Genomic DNA, 18,447 nt, shown 5'->3' on the forward strand with positions numbered 1-18,447 from the left:
AATTTAGAAGGTTTTAGCCACTATGCCATTTGCTTTGGGTCAACGTTGGATCAGTGATACTGAAAGTGATTTAGGATTAGGTACCGTCGTCGCCTGTGATGCCCGTACTGTTAGCCTAATGTTCTCCGCAAGTGAAGAGAGCCGCCTGTATTCCCGAAACGAAGCCCCTGTAACCCGCGTAATGTTCAACGTGGGCGATGTGGTTGAAAGCCATGAAGGTTGGTCTTTAAACGTTGAACGCGTAGATGAAGACGGCGGTGTATTCACTTACGTGGGTACACGCACGGATACGGGTGAAGAAGACGTTAAATTACGTGAGATTTTCCTTAATCACCAAATCCGCTTCAACAAGCCACAAGACAAACTCTTTGCTGGTCAAATCGATCGCATGGATCGCTTTGCGCTGCGCTACCGTGCGTTAAAAAATCAGTACGAACAACATAAGAGCCCATTGCGTGGACTGTGTGGCATGCGTGCCGGTTTAATCCCTCATCAGCTGTTCATCGCCCATGAAGTGGGTCGCCGCTATGCTCCTCGTGTATTATTAGCTGATGAAGTGGGTTTAGGTAAAACCATTGAAGCAGGTATGATCATCCACCAACAAGTGTTGTCAGGCCGTGCTGAACGTATTTTGATCTTAGTGCCTGAAACCCTACAGCATCAATGGCTGGTTGAGATGATGCGTCGCTTTAACCTGCACTTCTCTATTTTCGATGAAGAACGTTGCGTTGAAGCTTACGCCGATTCAGCGAATCCGTTTGATACCGCGCAATACGTTCTATGTTCACTCGACTTCCTACGTAAGAGCCGACGCCGTTTTGAACAAGCGCTAGATGCCGATTGGGATCTTTTGGTTGTCGATGAAGCCCATCACCTTGAGTGGAGTGAAGACAAGCCAAGCCGCCAATACCAAGTGGTGGAAGCGATTGCAGAAAAAACACCCGCAGTATTGCTACTTACCGCAACACCCGAGCAACTTGGCCACGAAAGCCACTTCGCCCGTTTGCGCCTACTAGATCCCGATCGCTTCTACGATTACCAAGCATTTGTTGAAGAAGAACGTCAGTACGCGCCCGTTGCCGATGCGGTTTCACGCCTATTGTCGGGTGAAAAACTGGATAACGATGCAAAGAACACACTGGCTGAATTACTGTCAGAGCAAGATATCGAGCCAATGCTGCGTATTATCGAATCCAGTGCTGCTGATGATGAACAAAGCCAAACCGTCCGCCATGAGCTGATCGATAACTTAATGGATCGCCATGGTACGGGCCGTGTGCTATTCCGTAATACACGCTCTGCAATTAAAGGCTTCCCAACCCGCCATCTGAACCTTTACCCACTGGCAATGCCAACGCAATACACTACAGCGATGCGTGTTGCGAACATGATGATGGGCAAAGTCAGCGATGAAGAGAAAGTGCTGAAACTGCTTTACCCTGAAGACATCTTCCAAGAATTTGAAGGTGAATCAGCCACATGGTGGAACTTCGATCCACGTGTTAACTGGTTGCTTGATACGCTCAAAGCCAACCGCAGCGAGAAAGTGTTGGTGATTTGTTCTCGCGCCCAAACCGCATTAACACTAGAACAGGCACTACGCGAGCGTGAAGGTATTCGCTCTACCGTGTTCCACGAAGGCATGTCGATCATCGAGCGCGATAAAGCCGCGGCATACTTCGCACAAGAAGAAGACGGCGCACAAGTGCTACTGTGTTCTGAAATCGGCTCTGAAGGACGTAACTTCCAATTTGCTAATCAATTGGTGATGTTTGATCTACCAAACAACCCCGATCTGCTTGAACAACGCATCGGCCGTTTAGACCGTATTGGTCAGAAGCGTGATATAGAGATTCATGTACCTTTCCTTGAGGGTACCTCGCAAGCCCTACTGGCGCGCTGGTTTAACGAGGGCTTAAATGCCTTTGAAGAAACCTGCCCTACCGGCCGCGCTGTATACGATCACGTTCGTAGTGACCTGATTGCCTTACTGACCAGCAATGAACATAGCAGTGAAGCGCTTGACGCTCTGATAGAGCAAAGTGCTACCATGCACAACGAACTGAAATCTAAGCTAGAGCAAGGCCGTGACCGTCTATTAGAAATCCACTCAAACGGTGGTGATGCCGCAAACGAGCTCGTTGACAGTATTTCAGCGAAAGATGGCGATACCAACTTGGTAACTTTCGCGCTGGGCCTATTTGATACCATAGGCTTAAACCAAGATGACAAAGGCGAAAATGCCATTGTGGTGTCGCCGTCAGAGCACATGATGGTTGCCAGCTACCCAGGTTTACCTTACGACGGTTGTACTATTACTTTTGATCGTGACACAGCCCTTTCCCGTGAAGATCTACACTTCCTGAGTTGGGAACACCCGATGATCCAAGGCGGTATTGATCTACTGCTCTCAGAAGGGGTCGGCACCACTGCGGTTTCCTTGCTGAAAAACAAAGCACTGCCTGCTGGCACGCTGCTGCTTGAATTAGTCTATGTGGTTGACGCCCAAGCACCGAAGCAATCGGGGATTGGCCGCTTCTTGCCACAAACACCGATTCGTATTTTGCTGGATGCCAAAGGTAACAACTTATCGGCACAAGTCGAATTTGAAGGCTTTAACCGCCAGCTCAGCCCTGTTAATCGCCACCTTGGTAGCAAGTTGGTCAACTCAGTACAAAAAGAAGTACACGTACTGATTGAACACGCAGAGCAAGTGATCGCCAAAGAAGCCGTGACAATTCGTGAAAATGCACAAGCTGAGATGGAAAGTACTTTACGTGCCGAGCTAGATCGCCTGCAAGCATTGAAAGCCGTGAACCCGAATATTCGTGATGATGAGCTAGAGCTGATTGAGTCACAGATCCAAGACCTGACCACTTACATCAGTAAGGCACAAGTACAGTTAGATTCACTACGCTTAATCGCAGTTAGTCATAACTAAAACGGCTCAGGGTTTCACAACCTATTGAACGGATAAGCCAAGACCGTATCGTGCCTGCATGATACGGTCTTTCCTTATCACAGACACATTAAACCACGTCCAATCTGGATAATCAGATCGAGCATGCTATGAACCCATTACCAGTACTGGATTACCATCCCCCTCTCGACCCTTGGCTGGATATTTTGTATCAAGACGATGACTTTATCGCCTTAAACAAACCCGCAGGATTACTGTCAAACCCAGGGCGACTGCCAGAACACAACGACAGTATTTACAGTAGAGTACGCCGTGATCACCCCGACTCGCATATTGTGCACCGTTTAGATATGGGAACCTCTGGCTTAATCATCATGGCGCTGAACAAGGCGGCTGAACGCGACTTGCACGCACAATTTCGTGAGCGCTTAACCCATAAGGTTTATTACGCGCTGGTTTGGGGGCATATCGAGCAAGATGAAGGTTCGGTGGATTTGCCCTTGATTTGTGACTGGCATAACCGTCCTCGGCAAAAAATCTGCCACACAGACGGTAAACCCTCGCTCACCCATTACAATGTCGTGCGCCGTAATCCTGATAATACGACCTTAGTGCGTTTATTACCGATCACAGGCCGATCCCACCAGCTACGCTTGCACATGATGGCATTAGGTCACCCAATCATAGGGGATGAGTTTTATGCCAATGATGAAGCCAAGGCAATGTCGCCACGGTTAAATCTGCATGCAACAGAACTTTGCCTTTACCATCCGGCAACTAATCAGCCGACTCATCTATTTGCACCTTGTGATTTTTATCCTGATGCGCCAATTCAAACGCTACCACTGAACGCGCCACGCCCTGTTGAGCCAGAGCGCCAGTCACGCCGTGCTAAACGTGCAGAAAAGCGCAAAATTCACGAAGCATTAGTCGCGCGCGCTTTATTAGCGCGAGAGCAATCAAAATCTGATTGATTCATGACAATCTTCAGAGCATAAAAAAACGGGCGCCCTTACATAGGGCGCCCGTTTTACATTCCACTCGATACATTACTTATCGTGCTTTTCTTTTCGGATCAGGTCATAAGCAGCTTGAAGCTCTTGCGTTTTTTGCTTCGCCAACTCCATCATCTCTGGTGGTAGCCCTTTCGCGGCCAGTTTATCAGGGTGATGCTCATTCATTTGCTTACGGTAAGCACGTTTTAGCTCTTGTGCCGATGCTGTTGGGCTCACACCTAACACGTCATAAGCTGCGGCCAACTGGTCTTTACTTGGTGGCGCCTTAAAGCCACCAGCCCCTTGCTGTTGTTGATGGAAGCCACCCTGCTGGAAACGAAACGCCGCTTCTTGCATGTGAAGACGCTGCTCTAACTGGCGCTCAGAGAAGCCAAGGTAGCGAGCGATAACATGCAATAATTGACGCTCATTAGGGTGAAGCGAGCCATCTGCAAACGCGGCTTGGATTTGTAACTCTAAGAAAAATTGCAGTAAATCCGCACGTCCAGCACAATTTTGACGTACCCGTTGCAGCGTCTCTTCTAGCGGAAAGTCATCATTTTTACCTTCACGAAATGCATTTTGTGCCTGACGACGAGATTCACCCTGCAAGCCCATACGTTCCATGATCGCCGTCGCAACACGGATTTCTTCTTGTGTCACGCGCCCTTTTGCTTTGGCAACATGTCCCATTACCGCAAAGCCAGCATGGAAAAAATCGGCCTGGCGTTCAGCTTGGCTCGCTTGACTGCCACCAAAACCACCGAATCCACCGCCATAAACATTTCGTCGCGCTTTATCGAACTTATGGCCTAAAAATAGACCTAAGAACAAACCAAAAGGGCCACCAAGAAGGAAACCAAAAAATGCGCCAAGTATTTTGCCCCACACCTGCATTCGATACTCTCTGGTAATTTGCTAAATTTAAAATATATTTAGCTCGACAACATTGTCGAAAACGTGCTGTCGAGTAGAATTTGCATTATGATAGCTGTCATTTATCGGGAATGCTTGTAAAAAGCGCCACCAATTCGCGACGCAACAAAAATTCAATACAGGAATGTGAAATTAAATGTCATTAACCTCCCGCAGCATACTTGCAACCATGATTAGCCTTGCCCTTTATGGACCGGCGATGGCAGATGACAATCCACAAGCCACGAACAAGACCAATAACGATACAACGAAAGCGGCCTCATCAGCAGATCAGCGACCTGAGCCTGAGACGCTTGATGTATCGCTATCTGAACTTGAAATGGTCAAAGGCACCTGTATCGCGCCACAAAATCGTACAGGTGAACCAGATGAACAACCGGTTCACATTTCTGCCGATCAAGCGACCGCAGAAAGCGCCATTGCAATCACCTACTCTGGTGATGTGGTCGTAAAACAAGGTCACCGCACCGTTGCAGCCGACACTGCCACCTATCACCAACCGGATAATAGCGTTACTGCAGAAGGTAACGTCTACTTTCATGACGGTGGTATGGAGGTCTACTCAGACCGCTTAGAAAGTGATTTAGACACAGAAGACTCCGAAATGGAGAATGCCGTCTACAACATGACCTGTGAGCCTGGTCGTGGTGAAGCAGAAAAAGTGATCAAAGATGGTTTGGAGTATTACCGCTTAAAAAATGGCACCTACACCACCTGTCCTGCCGATGATCAAAGCTGGCGTTTTTCTGCTACCAGTATTGAACGCGAAACCGATTCCCCCTTCGCGAACTTATACAACGCCCGTTTTGAAGTCGTGGATGTGCCGATTTTTTACTTACCGTATCTGCGCGTACCGGTTGGCAGTGAGCGCTTAACGGGCTTTTTGTACCCAAATATTAAATTAAACTCACGCGATGGTTTCACCGTACAGACGCCATTTTATTGGAATATCGCGCCTAACTACGATATGACAATAACGCCTAAGTACATGACTAATCGTGGCTTGCAGCTGAATACAGAGTTTCGTTATTTAACTGTGTTTGGTGCAGGTAGCCTAACAAGCGAGTACCTAGGCAGTGACCAAAAGTTCCCAGAAAAAGGCAGTCGCTGGGCATTTAATATCAACCATACAGGTGTTTATCAAAGCCATTGGTTACTTAAAATAGATTACAGCAAAGTCAGCGATGTCACGTATTTTAGCGATCTCGACTCTAACGTAGGTAAGCGTGAAGATAACAATCTACTGCAAACAGCAGAAGCGTCCTACCGTACACAAAATTGGGATACCACATTACGAGTAAGAGACTTCCAACCACTGACTTCCGGTACATCGTCAAACTACCGCTTAATGCCACAAGTGGAAGCAAACTATTATCGTCCTGATTTGCCATACGATCTCGACTTTTCAATGAACAGTCATATCAGTCGCTTTGAAAATGATGATCCCAATAAACCATCAGCGGATCGTTTGCACTTAGAGCCAACATTAACTCTGCCGTATTCGACGCCTTGGTGGTCAATCACCTCTGAAGCTAAGCTCATGTATAGCTATTACAATCAGAATTTTGATAAAAATATAACCGCTAATCAAAATTTAGAAGAGAGTGTGTCTCGTCTGATCCCAAGTGCACGAATTCACTCTGGCTTATACCTTGAGCGCAACACCAGTATTTGGGGTGATGCCTACACCCAGAGTTTAGAGCCGCAAGTTCAGTATTTGTACGTTCAAAATGTCGACCAGCAAAATATTTATGATGCCTACGACACCACATTGCTACAAACCGACTATTACGGTTTGTTCCGTGACAAGCGTTACTCCAGTGTCGATCGCATTGCTGCAGCCAACCAGTTTACGGTTGGTGCATCCACTCGCTATTTTGATAACCAATACGTTGAACGCTTCAATCTTTCGATTGGTCAGATTTTCTACCTGAATCCAGCCGCAGCCGATATTGATAGTAGTAGCAATACTACAGCACCAAGTTACTCAGCAACCGCGTTAGAATCCGATTTTAACTACGATGATTGGTTATTTTTCCATGGTGGCTTGCAGTTTGATGCGGGCAGTAATGACATTCAATTTGCCAACTCAACCTTAGAATATCGTGAGTCGAGTTTCTTTACTCAAATGAACTATCGCTACGTATCTAAGGAATACATTCAGAGTAGCCTGAAAGATAACAACGACATTGATAAATACACCAATAACGGTATTTCACAAGCAGGTCTTGTTACTGGCTTCCCTATTTATGGCGGCCTAAGTGTGCGTGGTGACTACTACCATGATTTAACCGAAAGCCAGATGATTGAGAGTCAAATCGCCCTTAATTATCGAACATCGTGTTGGCTAGTTAGCATAGGTTATAACAAGTATCTCGTTTCTCGAGGTGATGTGCGCTTTGAAAGCCCAACTTATGACAGCAATGTGAGTATTTCTTTTAGCTTATTGGGGCTGGCTGGCGTCAACAGCTTTGGTGCATCAACCGCCAGTGGAAATGCGATCGGTTACGGTCAACCCTTCAACCTAAACAACTAATTACGTATTCTGGTGTCTAACGCGTAGCGATTAGTACATCACAATAAATTTACGCGCACTGCGCAACATGGAAATCAGTATGAAGAAGTGGAAGTCCTCACTACTAGGCTTAATGATATGGGGCGCAGCGGCAAGTAGCTTCGCTGCACCAACAGAAATGGATAAAGTTGTCACCATAGTCAATGACAGTGTCATTTTACAAAGTGACATAGATGCAATGCTGAAGACAGTACGTCTTAATGCCGCCGATCAAAACCAAACATTGCCTGCAACTGACATACTCACCGAACAGGTTAAAGAAAAACTGATCATTGAAGCACTGCAAATTCAGCAGGCTGAGCAATTTGGGATTCGTATCGACGATAACAAGTTGGATCAATCGATCCAGCAGATGCTGAAACAACAACAAATGACGCTGGCTCAGCTTCAAAGTAAACTAGCTGCAAGTGGCATTAGTTATGCCATGTTCCGTGAGCAAATGCGTCGTGATATTACCGCTAGTGAGGCACGTACTATTCAGGTACGCCGCCGCATTAATATTTTGCCGCAAGAAGTCGATACCCTTGCCGATCAGCTTAACGCTCAGAACTTACAAGGCGTGCAATACAACGTCAGTCACATCCAAATTCGTGTAGAAGAAGATGCGGATAAAGCAGAGCGTGACGATGCTGAACAACAAGCAAAAACACTGGTAAAAGAACTCAATAACGGTGCTGATTTTGCTAACTTAGCCTATAGCTACTCAAAGGGGCCAAAAGCCCTTCAAGGCGGCGAATGGGGCTGGATGCGCCAAGAAGAAATGCCGACTATCTTTGCTGATGAAATTAAATCTCACGGTAAAGGGGCAATCATTGGTCCATTTCGCAGTGGCATTGGCTACCACATCATCAAGATAAATGATGTTAAAGGGCTGGAAACGGTTTCTGTTACTGAAGTAAAAGCCCGCCATATCTTGGTGAAGACCTCTGTGATTCAAAGTGACGAAGCGGCTAAGCGTCAACTTGAACAAGCACGCCAGGCAATTCTAGCCGGCGATCAAACCTTTGCGGCAGCCGCTGAAGCACTCAGTGCTGATCCAGGCTCAGCAGCCAATGGCGGTGAGCTAGGCTGGCATACACCTGATATTTACGTACCTGAGTTTAAAGATAAAGTTGAAGCACTAAGTAAAGGTGTGATCAGCGAACCATTCAAAACGGTACATGGCTGGCACATCGTTGAAGTCATGGATCGTCGTAATGTCGATCGCACTGATGCCGCAGTGAAAAACCGTGCTTACCAAATTCTGTTTAGCCGTAAATTCAACGAAGAAGCGCAAGCTTGGCTACAAGAACTACGCGCAGGGGCGTATATCGAACAATTAGATAATAACGAGGGCGCTGATGATGAACGAAGTTAAGCGCCTTGCGATTACTCCTGGTGAGCCTGCAGGCATCGGCCCTGATTTAGTGCTAGCAATGGCACAACAGAGTTGGCCACATGAGCTTGTTATTTGTGCTAACGCTCAGCTTATGGTAGAACGTGCAGCCCAACTCGGTTTGGATATTACGCTGAAAGAGTACGACGCGTCACAACCCGCTCAACCGCATCAAGCCGGTACCTTGGTTGTCGCGAACTGCGAACTCGCTGAAATCGTCACGCCTGGGACTTTAAACGAGAAAAATGGCCACTATGTACTGCAGACGCTTGAGCGCGCAGCACAAGGGTGTATGAGTGGTGAGTTTGCCGCTGTTGTGACCGGTCCTGTTCATAAAGGTGTGATTAACCGTGCGGGTGTCTCGTTCAGTGGACATACCGAATTTTTTGCCCAGCAGTCAGACACGGCCCAAGTCGTTATGATGTTGGCAACAGAAGGATTACGTGTTGCACTCGTTACGACACATATTCCTTTAGCTTACGTATCAAAAGCAATTACTGAAGAACGCCTAAAAGATGTTATCCGTATTTTGCACAGTGATTTAGTCACTAAATTTGGTATTGAGCGCCCGAATATTTATGTCTGTGGTTTAAACCCACATGCTGGTGAAGATGGTTGTTTAGGTATGGAGGAGATCGAGGTGATCACCCCTACGCTAGAACAGCTGCGCCACCAAGAAAATATGAATCTGATTGGCCCATTGCCCGCAGATACAATTTTCCAAGAGAAATATTTAGCTGATGCCGATGCGGTATTAGCGATGTATCACGATCAAGGGCTACCGGTGCTGAAATACAAAGGCTTCGGTAATTCGGTCAACATTACGTTAGGCCTGCCCTTTATCAGAACTTCAGTAGATCATGGTACCGCACTGGAACTCGCAGGTACTGGACAGGCGGACACGGGTAGCCTTTGGACAGCGCTATCACACGCCCTCGAATTGGTAGAAAAACAAGCATGAGCAGCGATCAAGTCCACCTAGGTCACCGCGCGCGTAAGCGCTTTGGCCAGAACTTTTTGAACGACCCTTTTATCATTGATGGCATCGTATCTGCAATCAATCCTCTTCCAGGTCAAAACTTGGTAGAAATCGGCCCTGGTCTTGGTGCAATCACCGAACCGGTTGGCAAACTAGTCGATAAATTTACGGTTATCGAACTTGATAGAGACTTAGCCGAGCGCCTACGTAATCACCCAGATCTAGCAGATAAGCTAACGATCAATGAAGGCGATGCAATGCGTTTTGACTTTACTCAGCTAATCAAAGAAAACAACAAGCTGCGTATTTTCGGTAACCTACCGTACAACATCTCTACGCCACTGATGTTCCACCTATTCTCGTTCCATGAGCACGTGCAAGACATGCACTTCATGCTACAAAAAGAAGTGGTTAACCGCCTTGCTGCGGGCCCAGGTAGTAAAGCGTATGGCCGTTTAACGGTTATGGCACAATACTACTCTAAGGTTACCCCTGTACTGGAAGTACCGCCAGAGTCATTTACACCAGCACCAAAAGTTGACTCAGCCGTTGTTCGTTTAACGCCATATGAAACACTCCCGCATCCATGTACTAACCTTAAGTGGCTAGACCGTGTTTGTCGTGAAGGTTTCAACCAGCGCCGTAAAACAATTCGTAACTGTTACAAAGCCCTACTAACTGTAGAGCAACTGGAAGCATTGGGGATCAACCCTGGTCACCGCCCAGAAAATATCACGTTAGAGCAATTTGTTGCTATGGCGAACTGGCTGGATGCCAACCACGCTAAATAACGGATTCGGCAGCCTCTCATGAGGCTGTCAGCTTACCCTCTTGGTATTCGTGTATTTTGTCTGTTACAGATGAAATACAAAGAGAAAGGAAGCAAGCCAATGAAAACACTCAATCCAACAATAAAGTGCCACGTCACTACACATTACCTTGCTGAACGATCCGAACCTGAAAACCAACGTTTCGTCTTTTCCTACACCATTACCATCGCCAATCTTGGCCAAGGCAATGCTCAACTACTCAATCGCTACTGGTTAATCACTGACGCCAACGGCAAGCAGCTTGTCATTGAAGGGGAAGGTGTTGTCGGTGAACAACCTCTGATCACGGCTAACGATGAGTACACCTATACCAGTGGCACTATCATTGAAACCCCAGTCGCAGTTATGCAAGGCCGCTATACCATGCAAACGGATGAGGGTGAAACCTTCAGCGCCGATGTCGCACCTTTCCGACTCGCGATACCCAATATTTTACATTAAGGAGCCTTATGGCCACCTACCTCGTGGGCGACATTCAAGGTTGCCTCGATGATTTGCTATCGTTATTAGATCAAGCACAATTCCATCCGAACCACGATGAACTTTGGCTTGCGGGTGATCTTGTTGCCCGTGGGCCCCAATCTTTAGAAACATTGCGCTTTGTTAAGAGCCTAGGTAAAAGTGCTATTACGGTATTAGGGAATCATGATCTCCACCTTTTAGCCGTGGCGGAAGGCATCGCTCGATGTAAAGCTAAAGATAAAACCCAAGCCATACTCGATGCCGATGACAGCCAGGAGCTGCTTGAATGGCTTCGTCAACAGCCATTGTTAGCAGAGCACCCTAAGTATTCATTTGTTATGGCACACGCTGGTATCCCCGCACAATGGGATTTAACGCAGGCACACCAACAGGCTCGCCATGTTGAATCTATACTCCAATCTAAGCGCTACCTATGGCTACTGCAAAACATGTATGGCGATGGCCCTGAACTATGGTCAGATTCTCTCAATGAATTGGAACAGCTGCGCTTTACCATCAATGCATTCACTCGGATGCGCTTTTGTTACCCAGATGGCCGGCTCGACATGGAGTGCAAGCTGTCTCCTGGAGAAGCAGGCATCGGTGAGTTAGTTCCATGGTTTCAGCTACCAAGGGACAAGCCTCTCGGCAAGAAAATTATTTTTGGGCATTGGGCTGCACTGATGGGGCATGAAGATGAGCAAGTGATCGGTTTAGATACCGGGTGTGTGTGGGGCAATAGTATGACATTACTACGCTGGGATGATGGGCAACGTTTCGTCAAAGAATGCCCACTGTATGCCTAATGAAAAATAGAACCAGTAACTATCGTTAAGTGATAGATAGCAAAAGGGTGAGTATGCACTCACCCTTTTTAATCATCTAAAATATCTCACCTTGATAAGAATACATGCCGTAGTTTATACGCGTTCAAGCACGACAAATCGCATGTCATAGGCATTCTTGTCATCTGCCTGATAAGTCTCTTCTTGGCTAACAGACCAATTGGCTCCCCAATCAGGGAAACAAGTATCACCTTCTATATCTGCGTCGATGAAGGTCAAATACAAGGCGTTAGCCATAGGTAAACACGCTTGATAAATACTGCCACCACCGATGATCATCAATTCATCAATATCTCCCGCAGCAACCACAGCGGCATCAATATCAGCGACAACCGTGACCCCTTCAGCTTGATACGCGGCATTGCGGCTAATGACGATATTATGACGACCAGGTAGTGGGCGACCAATGGATTCAAACGTCTTACGTCCCATCACAATCGGTTTGCCGAGAGTTGAGCGTTTAAACCAAGCAAAATCAGCAGGCAAGTGCCACGGCATCGCATTATCTTTACCTATGATTCGATTATTAGCCATCGCGGCAATCATACTGATTTTCATCTTTTTCCCTCTAAGCTGGTTGCTAGCAAGTCGAGTCGCTTTGATTACACGACAGGCCGACGACGATAAAACAATAACCCCGGCATGGCTAGCCCTATTGCTAAAGCAGCAACGATAAAGACGGCTTTCACTCCATTTTCCATCAAGGCGGCCAATAGCTGTGGGTTATAACCTCTATGGTTAATTTCAACAATGGCAATCATAGCTTTAAACGCAAACACGCCAGGCACCATAGGGATCATTGCTGCAACCGTAAAGACTTTCGGGTGTGCCAAAAATCGGTGAGACCAATGTACACCAATCATCCCAACTAGTGTTGCAGCACATAAAGTCGCCCATTCAATAGGCACGCCGTAGTGCATCAATAAAAAACGACAACCATGGCCCAGCGCCCCACCAATCGCACAATATTTCAATGCCTTCTGTGGCACATTAAACACCAATGCAAAACCAACCGCAGGAATGGATGCAAAAAACATGTCATTCAATAAGGCGAGTAATAACGATGAAATATCCATTATAGCCACCCCCAGACACCGAGCACGTTCATTGCCACCACTATGCCTAAGCTGGTCGACAAGGTCAGCAAACTCGCCATTGTCCAGCGAGCGATTCCCATATTGGCATACCCCTTCACCATGTCCGATACGGCATTTATCAATGGAAAACCAGGCACAAACATCAAGACTGACGATGCCATCGCAAGAAATGGCGTTTCACCTATGTGATACACCTGCCCAAAACCTGCAATCAAGGTAGTTACAAACGCAGACACACCAAAATTCACCAAGGGATTAAAATGCGCATGTGCGATTTCTTGTCGTACAAACATCCCAACAGCTGAAGCGACAAACGTTAAGGCAAACACTGGCCAATCCCCACCCGCTAAGCGGCTAAAAGAAGCACAGGATAAACCTATCATCACAATCACTAAGAAACGGTTATAGCGCATCGGCTGCACTTCTTCGAGTCGATCATGTACAGATTCAAGATCCAGTAGCCCTCGCTCCGCCATAATACAAATACGCTGAATATCGGTAACCACTTGCATGTTGATCCCACGATCCTGACAACGTCGGGTCGTTGTAATACAGCGTCCCTTATGTAAAGTCGTAATCACCATAGAGCTAGCAGATAAGGATACTTCGACACTATCAACCCCCAGCGCTAACCCTAACCGCCGTGTCACTTCCATGACCAAGGTGCTTTCAGCCCCGTGCTGTAACAATTTTTGGCCCGCGCCCACGGCGAGGCGTGAAATTTCACGCTGCTGCGGTTCTGTTAACGATATTTCTGGTGATGGCATCCTTTTCCCTCAATCTAGTTTTATCTGCAAATTATCATACAAAGCATTAGATTAGACGTTGATTAGGCACAAAAAAAACCGCTCATCTCTGAGCGGCTTTCATTTATTATTTTATCGACAAGATAAAAGATTAAGGTTTGTAGATGATTTCAACATCGTAATCATCTTCGTTCCAATCATCCCAATCGTCATCGTCATCATCGCTTTCTTCAGCTTCTTTCATTTTCTGGGTATGGTAATCATCCCATTTGAAATCCGCTTTATCTTCGACAGCTTCTTCAACAAGCTCTTCAGCAGGCATGGTTTCGATAAGCTCCATCAAGTCATAAGACAATTGCTGAAGACCGGTACGATTAATCGCTGAAATGTTGTAGTGCTTATCTTCCCACGCTAATGCTTCTAAGATCTCATTGATCTTGGTTTGTGCATCTTCGTCAGAAAGCAGATCAACCTTATTGAAAATCAACCAACGCGGCTTATTCGACAGCTTATCGCTGTACTGTTCAAGTTCGTTAATAATCGTAAATGCATTTTCAATTGGATCAGAACCATCTGCAGGTAGAAGGTCAATCATGTGCAATAACACACGACAACGCTCTAGGTGCTTCAAGAAACGAATACCCAAGCCAGCACCATCTGCAGCGCCTTCAATCAAACCAGGGATATCTGCAACCACAAAGCTACGGTCATCACCTACGCGAACAACACCTAGGCTTGGCACCAAAGTAGTGAACGGGTAGTCGGCAACTTTCGGTTTAGCTGCTGATACAGAACGAATGAAAGTTGATTTACCCGCATTAGGTAGACCCAGCATACCAACGTCAGCCAACAGTAGAAGCTCTAAGCGTAGATGACGAATTTCACCTTTCGTACCCATGGTCTTTTGACGTGGTGCGCGGTTAACCGATGATTTAAAGCGTGTATTACCTAAACCATGGAAGCCACCTTTTGCCACCATGATTTTCATGCCGTGTTCGGTAAGATCGGCGATCACTTCACCCGTTTCTTCATCCACAGCACGTGTACCAACAGGTACAGATAGCACACGGTCTTCACCACGTTTACCTGTACAGTTACCACCACGACCGTTCTCACCACGTACCGCAGCATGGAAGCGCTCGAAGCGGAAATCGATCAAGGTATTTAGGTTTTCGTCAGCCAGTAGGTATACATCACCGCCATCACCGCCATCACCGCCGTCAGGGCCACCTCGAGGTACATATTTTTCCGTACGGAAACTAACAGTACCGTTACCGCCATCACCCGCATCAACGCGGATTACCGCTTCATCTACAAACTTCATTTTACTCTCCGCGCTGTGGCGCTTAATTACTAGTAATGATGACCTATCGTCGATCACTACCTGTATTAACTATTGTATCTAACCTTTACACATTACGCTGTCGGATGAACTTATGCCCAATAGCACAAAACATTGCACCACTCACAACAACCAAAGCGCCTAGGTACCCAAGAATATTCAAAGGTGCAGCCACAAAAAACTGTGGCCAAACAAGGCTAGCTAAATCAACAAATATAATCGTAAACAAGGGGGCTAGTGTTATCACTGCACTCACTTGCGATGCCTGCCAACGTGCCATTGCTTCTGCAAATGCACCGTAGCCAACAAGCGTATTTATACAGCAAAACATCAACATGCCTAGCTGTCTTGAATCCATTAATAACAGTTGTTCAGGCTCCGCCATCGGGGTCAACATAACAGCGCAGATCACATAGATCATAAATAAGATCTGAGCTGAACTGTAGTGCTTTAACAACTGCTTTTGGGCAAGCCCATATACCACCCAAACTAAGGCGGCTAACACAGCTAATGATACGCCAACTGTATAACCAGTAAAACTAGTGAACAGCTCTAACAAGCGCTCATTAAAAAATAATAGTAAACCAAGAAGTAAACACCCGACCCCAATAATCTGGTGAACCCCGAGTTTTTCTTTAAACACCCATGCACTTGAGATCAATAAGATCACGGGTGCTAATTGGATGATCACTTGAACAACGGGAGGATGTAAATATTCTAGCGCACTATTGAAAAGAACAAAGTTCCCAGCTAGGCCAATGCTCGCTAATAAGAGAATAACGACACTGCCTTTACCACCAATTAACCGTGTAGGTAATTGTTTTTTAAAACCTAATAGCAATCCAAGTCCAATGGATGCCGTAAGAAAACGATACCAAACGATAGTAAAAGGTGACATCACTTCGACAGCCTGCTTCATCGCAATGGGCAGCGCTCCCCAAAATACCGCGGTGGTTAGCGCCAAAGCGATGCCTATTGTCGTGTTTCTACTCGACATACAGACCTCTCAATGTGATTTACATCATATATTTATGCTAAAGAGAGTAAAACGCATACTCCACATAAATACAGACATAATAAAAAGCCCCGCCAATTGGCAGGGCTTTGATATTCATTACGAGGCTAAATTATTCAGCTTCGATAGAAATGAATTTACGGTTCTTAGGACCTTTAACTTCGAACTTCACTTTACCGTCAGATAGAGCGAATAGAGTGTGGTCTTTACCGCAACCTACGTTAGTACCAGCGTGGAACTTAGTACCACGTTGACGTACGATGATGTTACCTGCAAGTACAGATTCGCCACCGAAACGCTTAACACCTAGGCGTTTGCTTTCTGAATCGCGGCCGTTATTAGTAGAACCGCCAGCTTTTTTATGTGCCATTTTTTATTCTCCTGTTATTAAGCGCTGATGCCAGTAATTTTGACTTCAGTGAACCACTGACGGTGGCCCATTTGCTTACGAGAATGCTTACGGCGACGGAACTTAACGATTTTAACTTTATCGCCACGACCGTGTGTAACAACTTCAGCTGTTACTTTACCGCCAGCTACGAAAGGTGCACCAACGGTAACTTCTTCACCGTTAGCTACTAGAAGAACACTGTCAAACTCAACGTTTGCGCCAGTTTCTGCGTCTAGTTTTTCCAAGCGTAAGGTTTGGCCTTCGCTCACTCGGTGTTGTTTACCACCACTTTGGAAAACAGCGTACATGTCTTACTCCGCTTTTCCGCATAGGCCACTTGCCACGGTTAATTTTTGGGCAATGGGTATGCGCTTAATCTTGTCATCAATAGGGCGCGAATGTTACGTGAAATCACATCTTCTGGCAAGCGATTAAACAAAAAAATTGGCGAAAAGCTATTCACAAACGAAAGTCACGTGATTCACCCCCTTAGAGGTTAGGAAGATACCACATTTTTGTGTAAGATTCGGACATCAATTAAAAATAACTTTCCGCCTTTGCGGGGTCTCTTTTAGCTGGATGTATTAATGGATTTTAAAGCTATCCAAGCGCTTACCGCCTTAGATATGGCGGAAGTTGACGCGAAGATACAAGCACAACTTAATTCCGACGTAGCGCTCATTAACCAACTGGGTTTTTACATTGTCAGTGGTGGGGGTAAACGCCTTCGCCCAATGCTGTCTGTATTAGCCGCTCGAGCTCTTGGCTACGAGGGTGAAAAACATACAACTGCAGCTGCTTTTGTCGAATTTATCCATACCGCAACATTGCTTCATGATGACGTGGTTGACGAGTCCGATATGCGCCGTGGAAAAGAAACGGCAAACGCAGCATTTGGCAATGCAGCAAGTGTATTAGTTGGTGATTATATCTACACTCGTTCTTTCCAAATGATGACCAGCTTACGCTCATTGCGTATTCTAGACATCATGAGCGAAGCCACCAATGTGATTGCCGAAGGTGAGGTTCAGCAGTTGATGAACTGTAATGATCCAGATACCACCGAAGACAGCTACATGCAGGTCATCTACTCGAAAACGGCGCGCCTTTTTGAAGCTGCAACCCAAATTGCCGCAATCATTGCAGATGCACCTGAAGAAATAGAACTTGCTTTACAAGATTACGGCCGTTACTTAGGTACCGCTTTTCAACTTATCGATGATGTGCTCGATTACATCGCTGATGGCAAAGAAATGGGTAAAAACGTCGGTGACGATCTTGCTGAAGGTAAACCAACCCTACCTTTGCTACATGCCATGCATAACAGCAGCAATGAGCAAGAAGCGGCGATGATCCGTGAAGCCATTGAAAAAGCGAATGGAATGGACAAGCTTGATGCCATTTTGGCATGTATGCACCAAGCAGGCTCATTAGAATACACGCAGCAACGCGCAGAAGAAGAAGCCGACAAAGCGATTGCAGCACTTAGCCCTCTGCCTGAGTCACCTTACAAAGAAGCCTTGGTCGCACTCGCTCACTTAGCGGTGAAGCGTAATAAATAACCGCTAAGCCCTGTAACGAGAAAGCCTGCTTAAAATGCAGGCTTTTTTATTTGTGAATCCGCTAACTCTCCTCTCCATGCATGTCTACCAGTGCCACAGACTCAGGATCCTTGTGATCTCAACTACACTCAGATCGTATAACCTATACCTAGGGTGTTTTTAGATCTTCTCGGGAGAACTACCATGCAAGCAAGCGATTTAAAACAAGGCATGTGGGTTGAGCATCAACACGAAATTGCTGAAATCATCGCCGTCGATCCCAGCAATAACACTGTGATCATAGAGAACCAAAACGATCATCAACGATCCAGCGTCTCTTGTGAAGAGATCACAGATCAACCGCAACTCCACACCGGCTGTGACCGTTACTACTGATA

General features: G+C 46.3%; 18 protein-coding genes. 10 read left to right on the forward strand and 8 right to left on the reverse strand.

All coding sequences use genetic code 11. The features are described from left to right. Positions 1-22 precede the first annotated feature (22 nt). Positions 23-2,941 carry an RNA polymerase-associated protein RapA gene (rapA, locus tag OCU77_RS15045; RefSeq protein ID WP_048899435.1) on the forward strand — a complete coding sequence of 973 codons (2,919 nt, stop codon included), beginning with the start codon at positions 23-25 and terminating at the stop codon, positions 2,939-2,941. A gap of 128 nt (positions 2,942-3,069) precedes the next feature. Beyond that, positions 3,070-3,894: a bifunctional tRNA pseudouridine(32) synthase/23S rRNA pseudouridine(746) synthase RluA gene (gene rluA / locus OCU77_RS15050; protein ID WP_084711810.1), complete on the forward strand. Its 825-nt coding sequence runs from the start codon at positions 3,070-3,072 to the stop codon at positions 3,892-3,894. Between the two features lie 75 nt (positions 3,895-3,969). On the opposite strand, the gene djlA is transcribed toward rluA, so the two are convergent. Beyond that, positions 3,970-4,812: a co-chaperone DjlA gene (djlA, locus tag OCU77_RS15055; protein WP_048899434.1), complete on the reverse strand. Its 843-nt coding sequence runs from the start codon at positions 4,810-4,812 to the stop codon at positions 3,970-3,972. A gap of 175 nt (positions 4,813-4,987) precedes the next feature. Between djlA and lptD the strand changes: the two genes are divergently transcribed. From lptD to OCU77_RS15085, 6 genes are all read left to right on the forward strand, one after another. After that, on the forward strand, positions 4,988-7,387 hold the full coding sequence (gene lptD, locus OCU77_RS15060; RefSeq protein WP_048899433.1) for an LPS assembly protein LptD: 2,400 nt from the start codon (positions 4,988-4,990) through the stop codon (positions 7,385-7,387). A 79-nt stretch (positions 7,388-7,466) separates the two neighbouring features. Continuing rightward, the gene (gene surA, locus OCU77_RS15065) at positions 7,467-8,783 is read left to right on the forward strand and encodes a peptidylprolyl isomerase SurA (RefSeq protein ID WP_048899432.1); all 1,317 of its coding nucleotides are present in this window, start codon (positions 7,467-7,469) and stop codon (positions 8,781-8,783) included. Further along, a complete protein-coding gene (gene pdxA, locus OCU77_RS15070; RefSeq protein WP_107303039.1) occupies positions 8,770-9,762 on the forward strand; it encodes a 4-hydroxythreonine-4-phosphate dehydrogenase PdxA in 993 nt (330 codons plus the stop codon). Before surA ends, pdxA begins: the two co-directional genes overlap by 14 nt. After that, a complete protein-coding gene (rsmA, locus tag OCU77_RS15075) occupies positions 9,759-10,571 on the forward strand; it encodes a 16S rRNA (adenine(1518)-N(6)/adenine(1519)-N(6))-dimethyltransferase RsmA (RefSeq protein WP_048899431.1) in 813 nt (270 codons plus the stop codon). The genes pdxA and rsmA overlap by 4 nt, the downstream gene beginning before the upstream one ends. Before the next feature lie 99 nt (positions 10,572-10,670). Next, complete coding sequence (gene apaG, locus OCU77_RS15080; RefSeq protein ID WP_048899430.1) at positions 10,671-11,051, forward strand: Co2+/Mg2+ efflux protein ApaG; 381 nt, start codon at positions 10,671-10,673, stop codon at positions 11,049-11,051. An 8-nt stretch (positions 11,052-11,059) separates the two neighbouring features. Next, positions 11,060-11,878, forward strand: coding sequence for a symmetrical bis(5'-nucleosyl)-tetraphosphatase (locus OCU77_RS15085; RefSeq protein ID WP_107303021.1), 819 nt, complete (start codon positions 11,060-11,062; stop codon positions 11,876-11,878). A 114-nt stretch (positions 11,879-11,992) separates the two neighbouring features. Here OCU77_RS15085 and folA read toward each other — a convergent pair whose 3' ends face one another. From folA to rplU, 7 genes are all read right to left on the reverse strand, one after another. Further along, positions 11,993-12,475, reverse strand: a complete 483-nt coding sequence (folA, locus tag OCU77_RS15090; RefSeq protein ID WP_048899429.1) for a type 3 dihydrofolate reductase — start codon at positions 12,473-12,475, stop codon at positions 11,993-11,995. A 44-nt stretch (positions 12,476-12,519) separates the two neighbouring features. Beyond that, the gene (locus OCU77_RS15095; RefSeq protein WP_048899428.1) at positions 12,520-12,993 is read right to left on the reverse strand and encodes a threonine/serine exporter family protein; all 474 of its coding nucleotides are present in this window, start codon (positions 12,991-12,993) and stop codon (positions 12,520-12,522) included. Beyond that, positions 12,993-13,781: a threonine/serine exporter family protein gene (locus tag OCU77_RS15100; RefSeq protein WP_048899427.1), complete on the reverse strand. Its 789-nt coding sequence runs from the start codon at positions 13,779-13,781 to the stop codon at positions 12,993-12,995. The genes OCU77_RS15095 and OCU77_RS15100 overlap by 1 nt, the downstream gene beginning before the upstream one ends. 130 nt (positions 13,782-13,911) lie before the next feature. Further along, entirely contained in the window at positions 13,912-15,084 is a 1,173-nt protein-coding gene (gene cgtA, locus OCU77_RS15105; RefSeq protein ID WP_048899426.1) for an Obg family GTPase CgtA, read from the reverse strand. 85 nt (positions 15,085-15,169) lie between these two features. Next, positions 15,170-16,099 (reverse strand): DMT family transporter, encoded by a 930-nt coding sequence (locus OCU77_RS15110; protein ID WP_048899425.1) that lies wholly within the window; start codon positions 16,097-16,099, stop codon positions 15,170-15,172. Between the two features lie 130 nt (positions 16,100-16,229). Further along, on the reverse strand, positions 16,230-16,487 hold the full coding sequence (gene rpmA / locus OCU77_RS15115) for a 50S ribosomal protein L27 (protein ID WP_048899424.1): 258 nt from the start codon (positions 16,485-16,487) through the stop codon (positions 16,230-16,232). A 17-nt stretch (positions 16,488-16,504) separates the two neighbouring features. Next, positions 16,505-16,816: a 50S ribosomal protein L21 gene (rplU, locus tag OCU77_RS15120; RefSeq protein ID WP_048899423.1), complete on the reverse strand. Its 312-nt coding sequence runs from the start codon at positions 16,814-16,816 to the stop codon at positions 16,505-16,507. Positions 16,817-17,095: 279 nt separating this feature from the next. Between rplU and ispB the strand changes: the two genes are divergently transcribed. Both ispB and OCU77_RS15130 read left to right on the forward strand, forming a co-directional pair. Further along, positions 17,096-18,070 (forward strand): octaprenyl diphosphate synthase, encoded by a 975-nt coding sequence (gene ispB / locus OCU77_RS15125; protein WP_107303019.1) that lies wholly within the window; start codon positions 17,096-17,098, stop codon positions 18,068-18,070. Between the two features lie 183 nt (positions 18,071-18,253). Continuing rightward, positions 18,254-18,445 (forward strand): hypothetical protein, encoded by a 192-nt coding sequence (locus tag OCU77_RS15130; RefSeq protein WP_048899422.1) that lies wholly within the window; start codon positions 18,254-18,256, stop codon positions 18,443-18,445. Positions 18,446-18,447 lie beyond the last annotated feature (2 nt).

Source organism: Photobacterium swingsii (genome assembly GCF_024346715.1).
GTDB lineage: Bacteria > Pseudomonadota > Gammaproteobacteria > Enterobacterales > Vibrionaceae > Photobacterium > Photobacterium swingsii.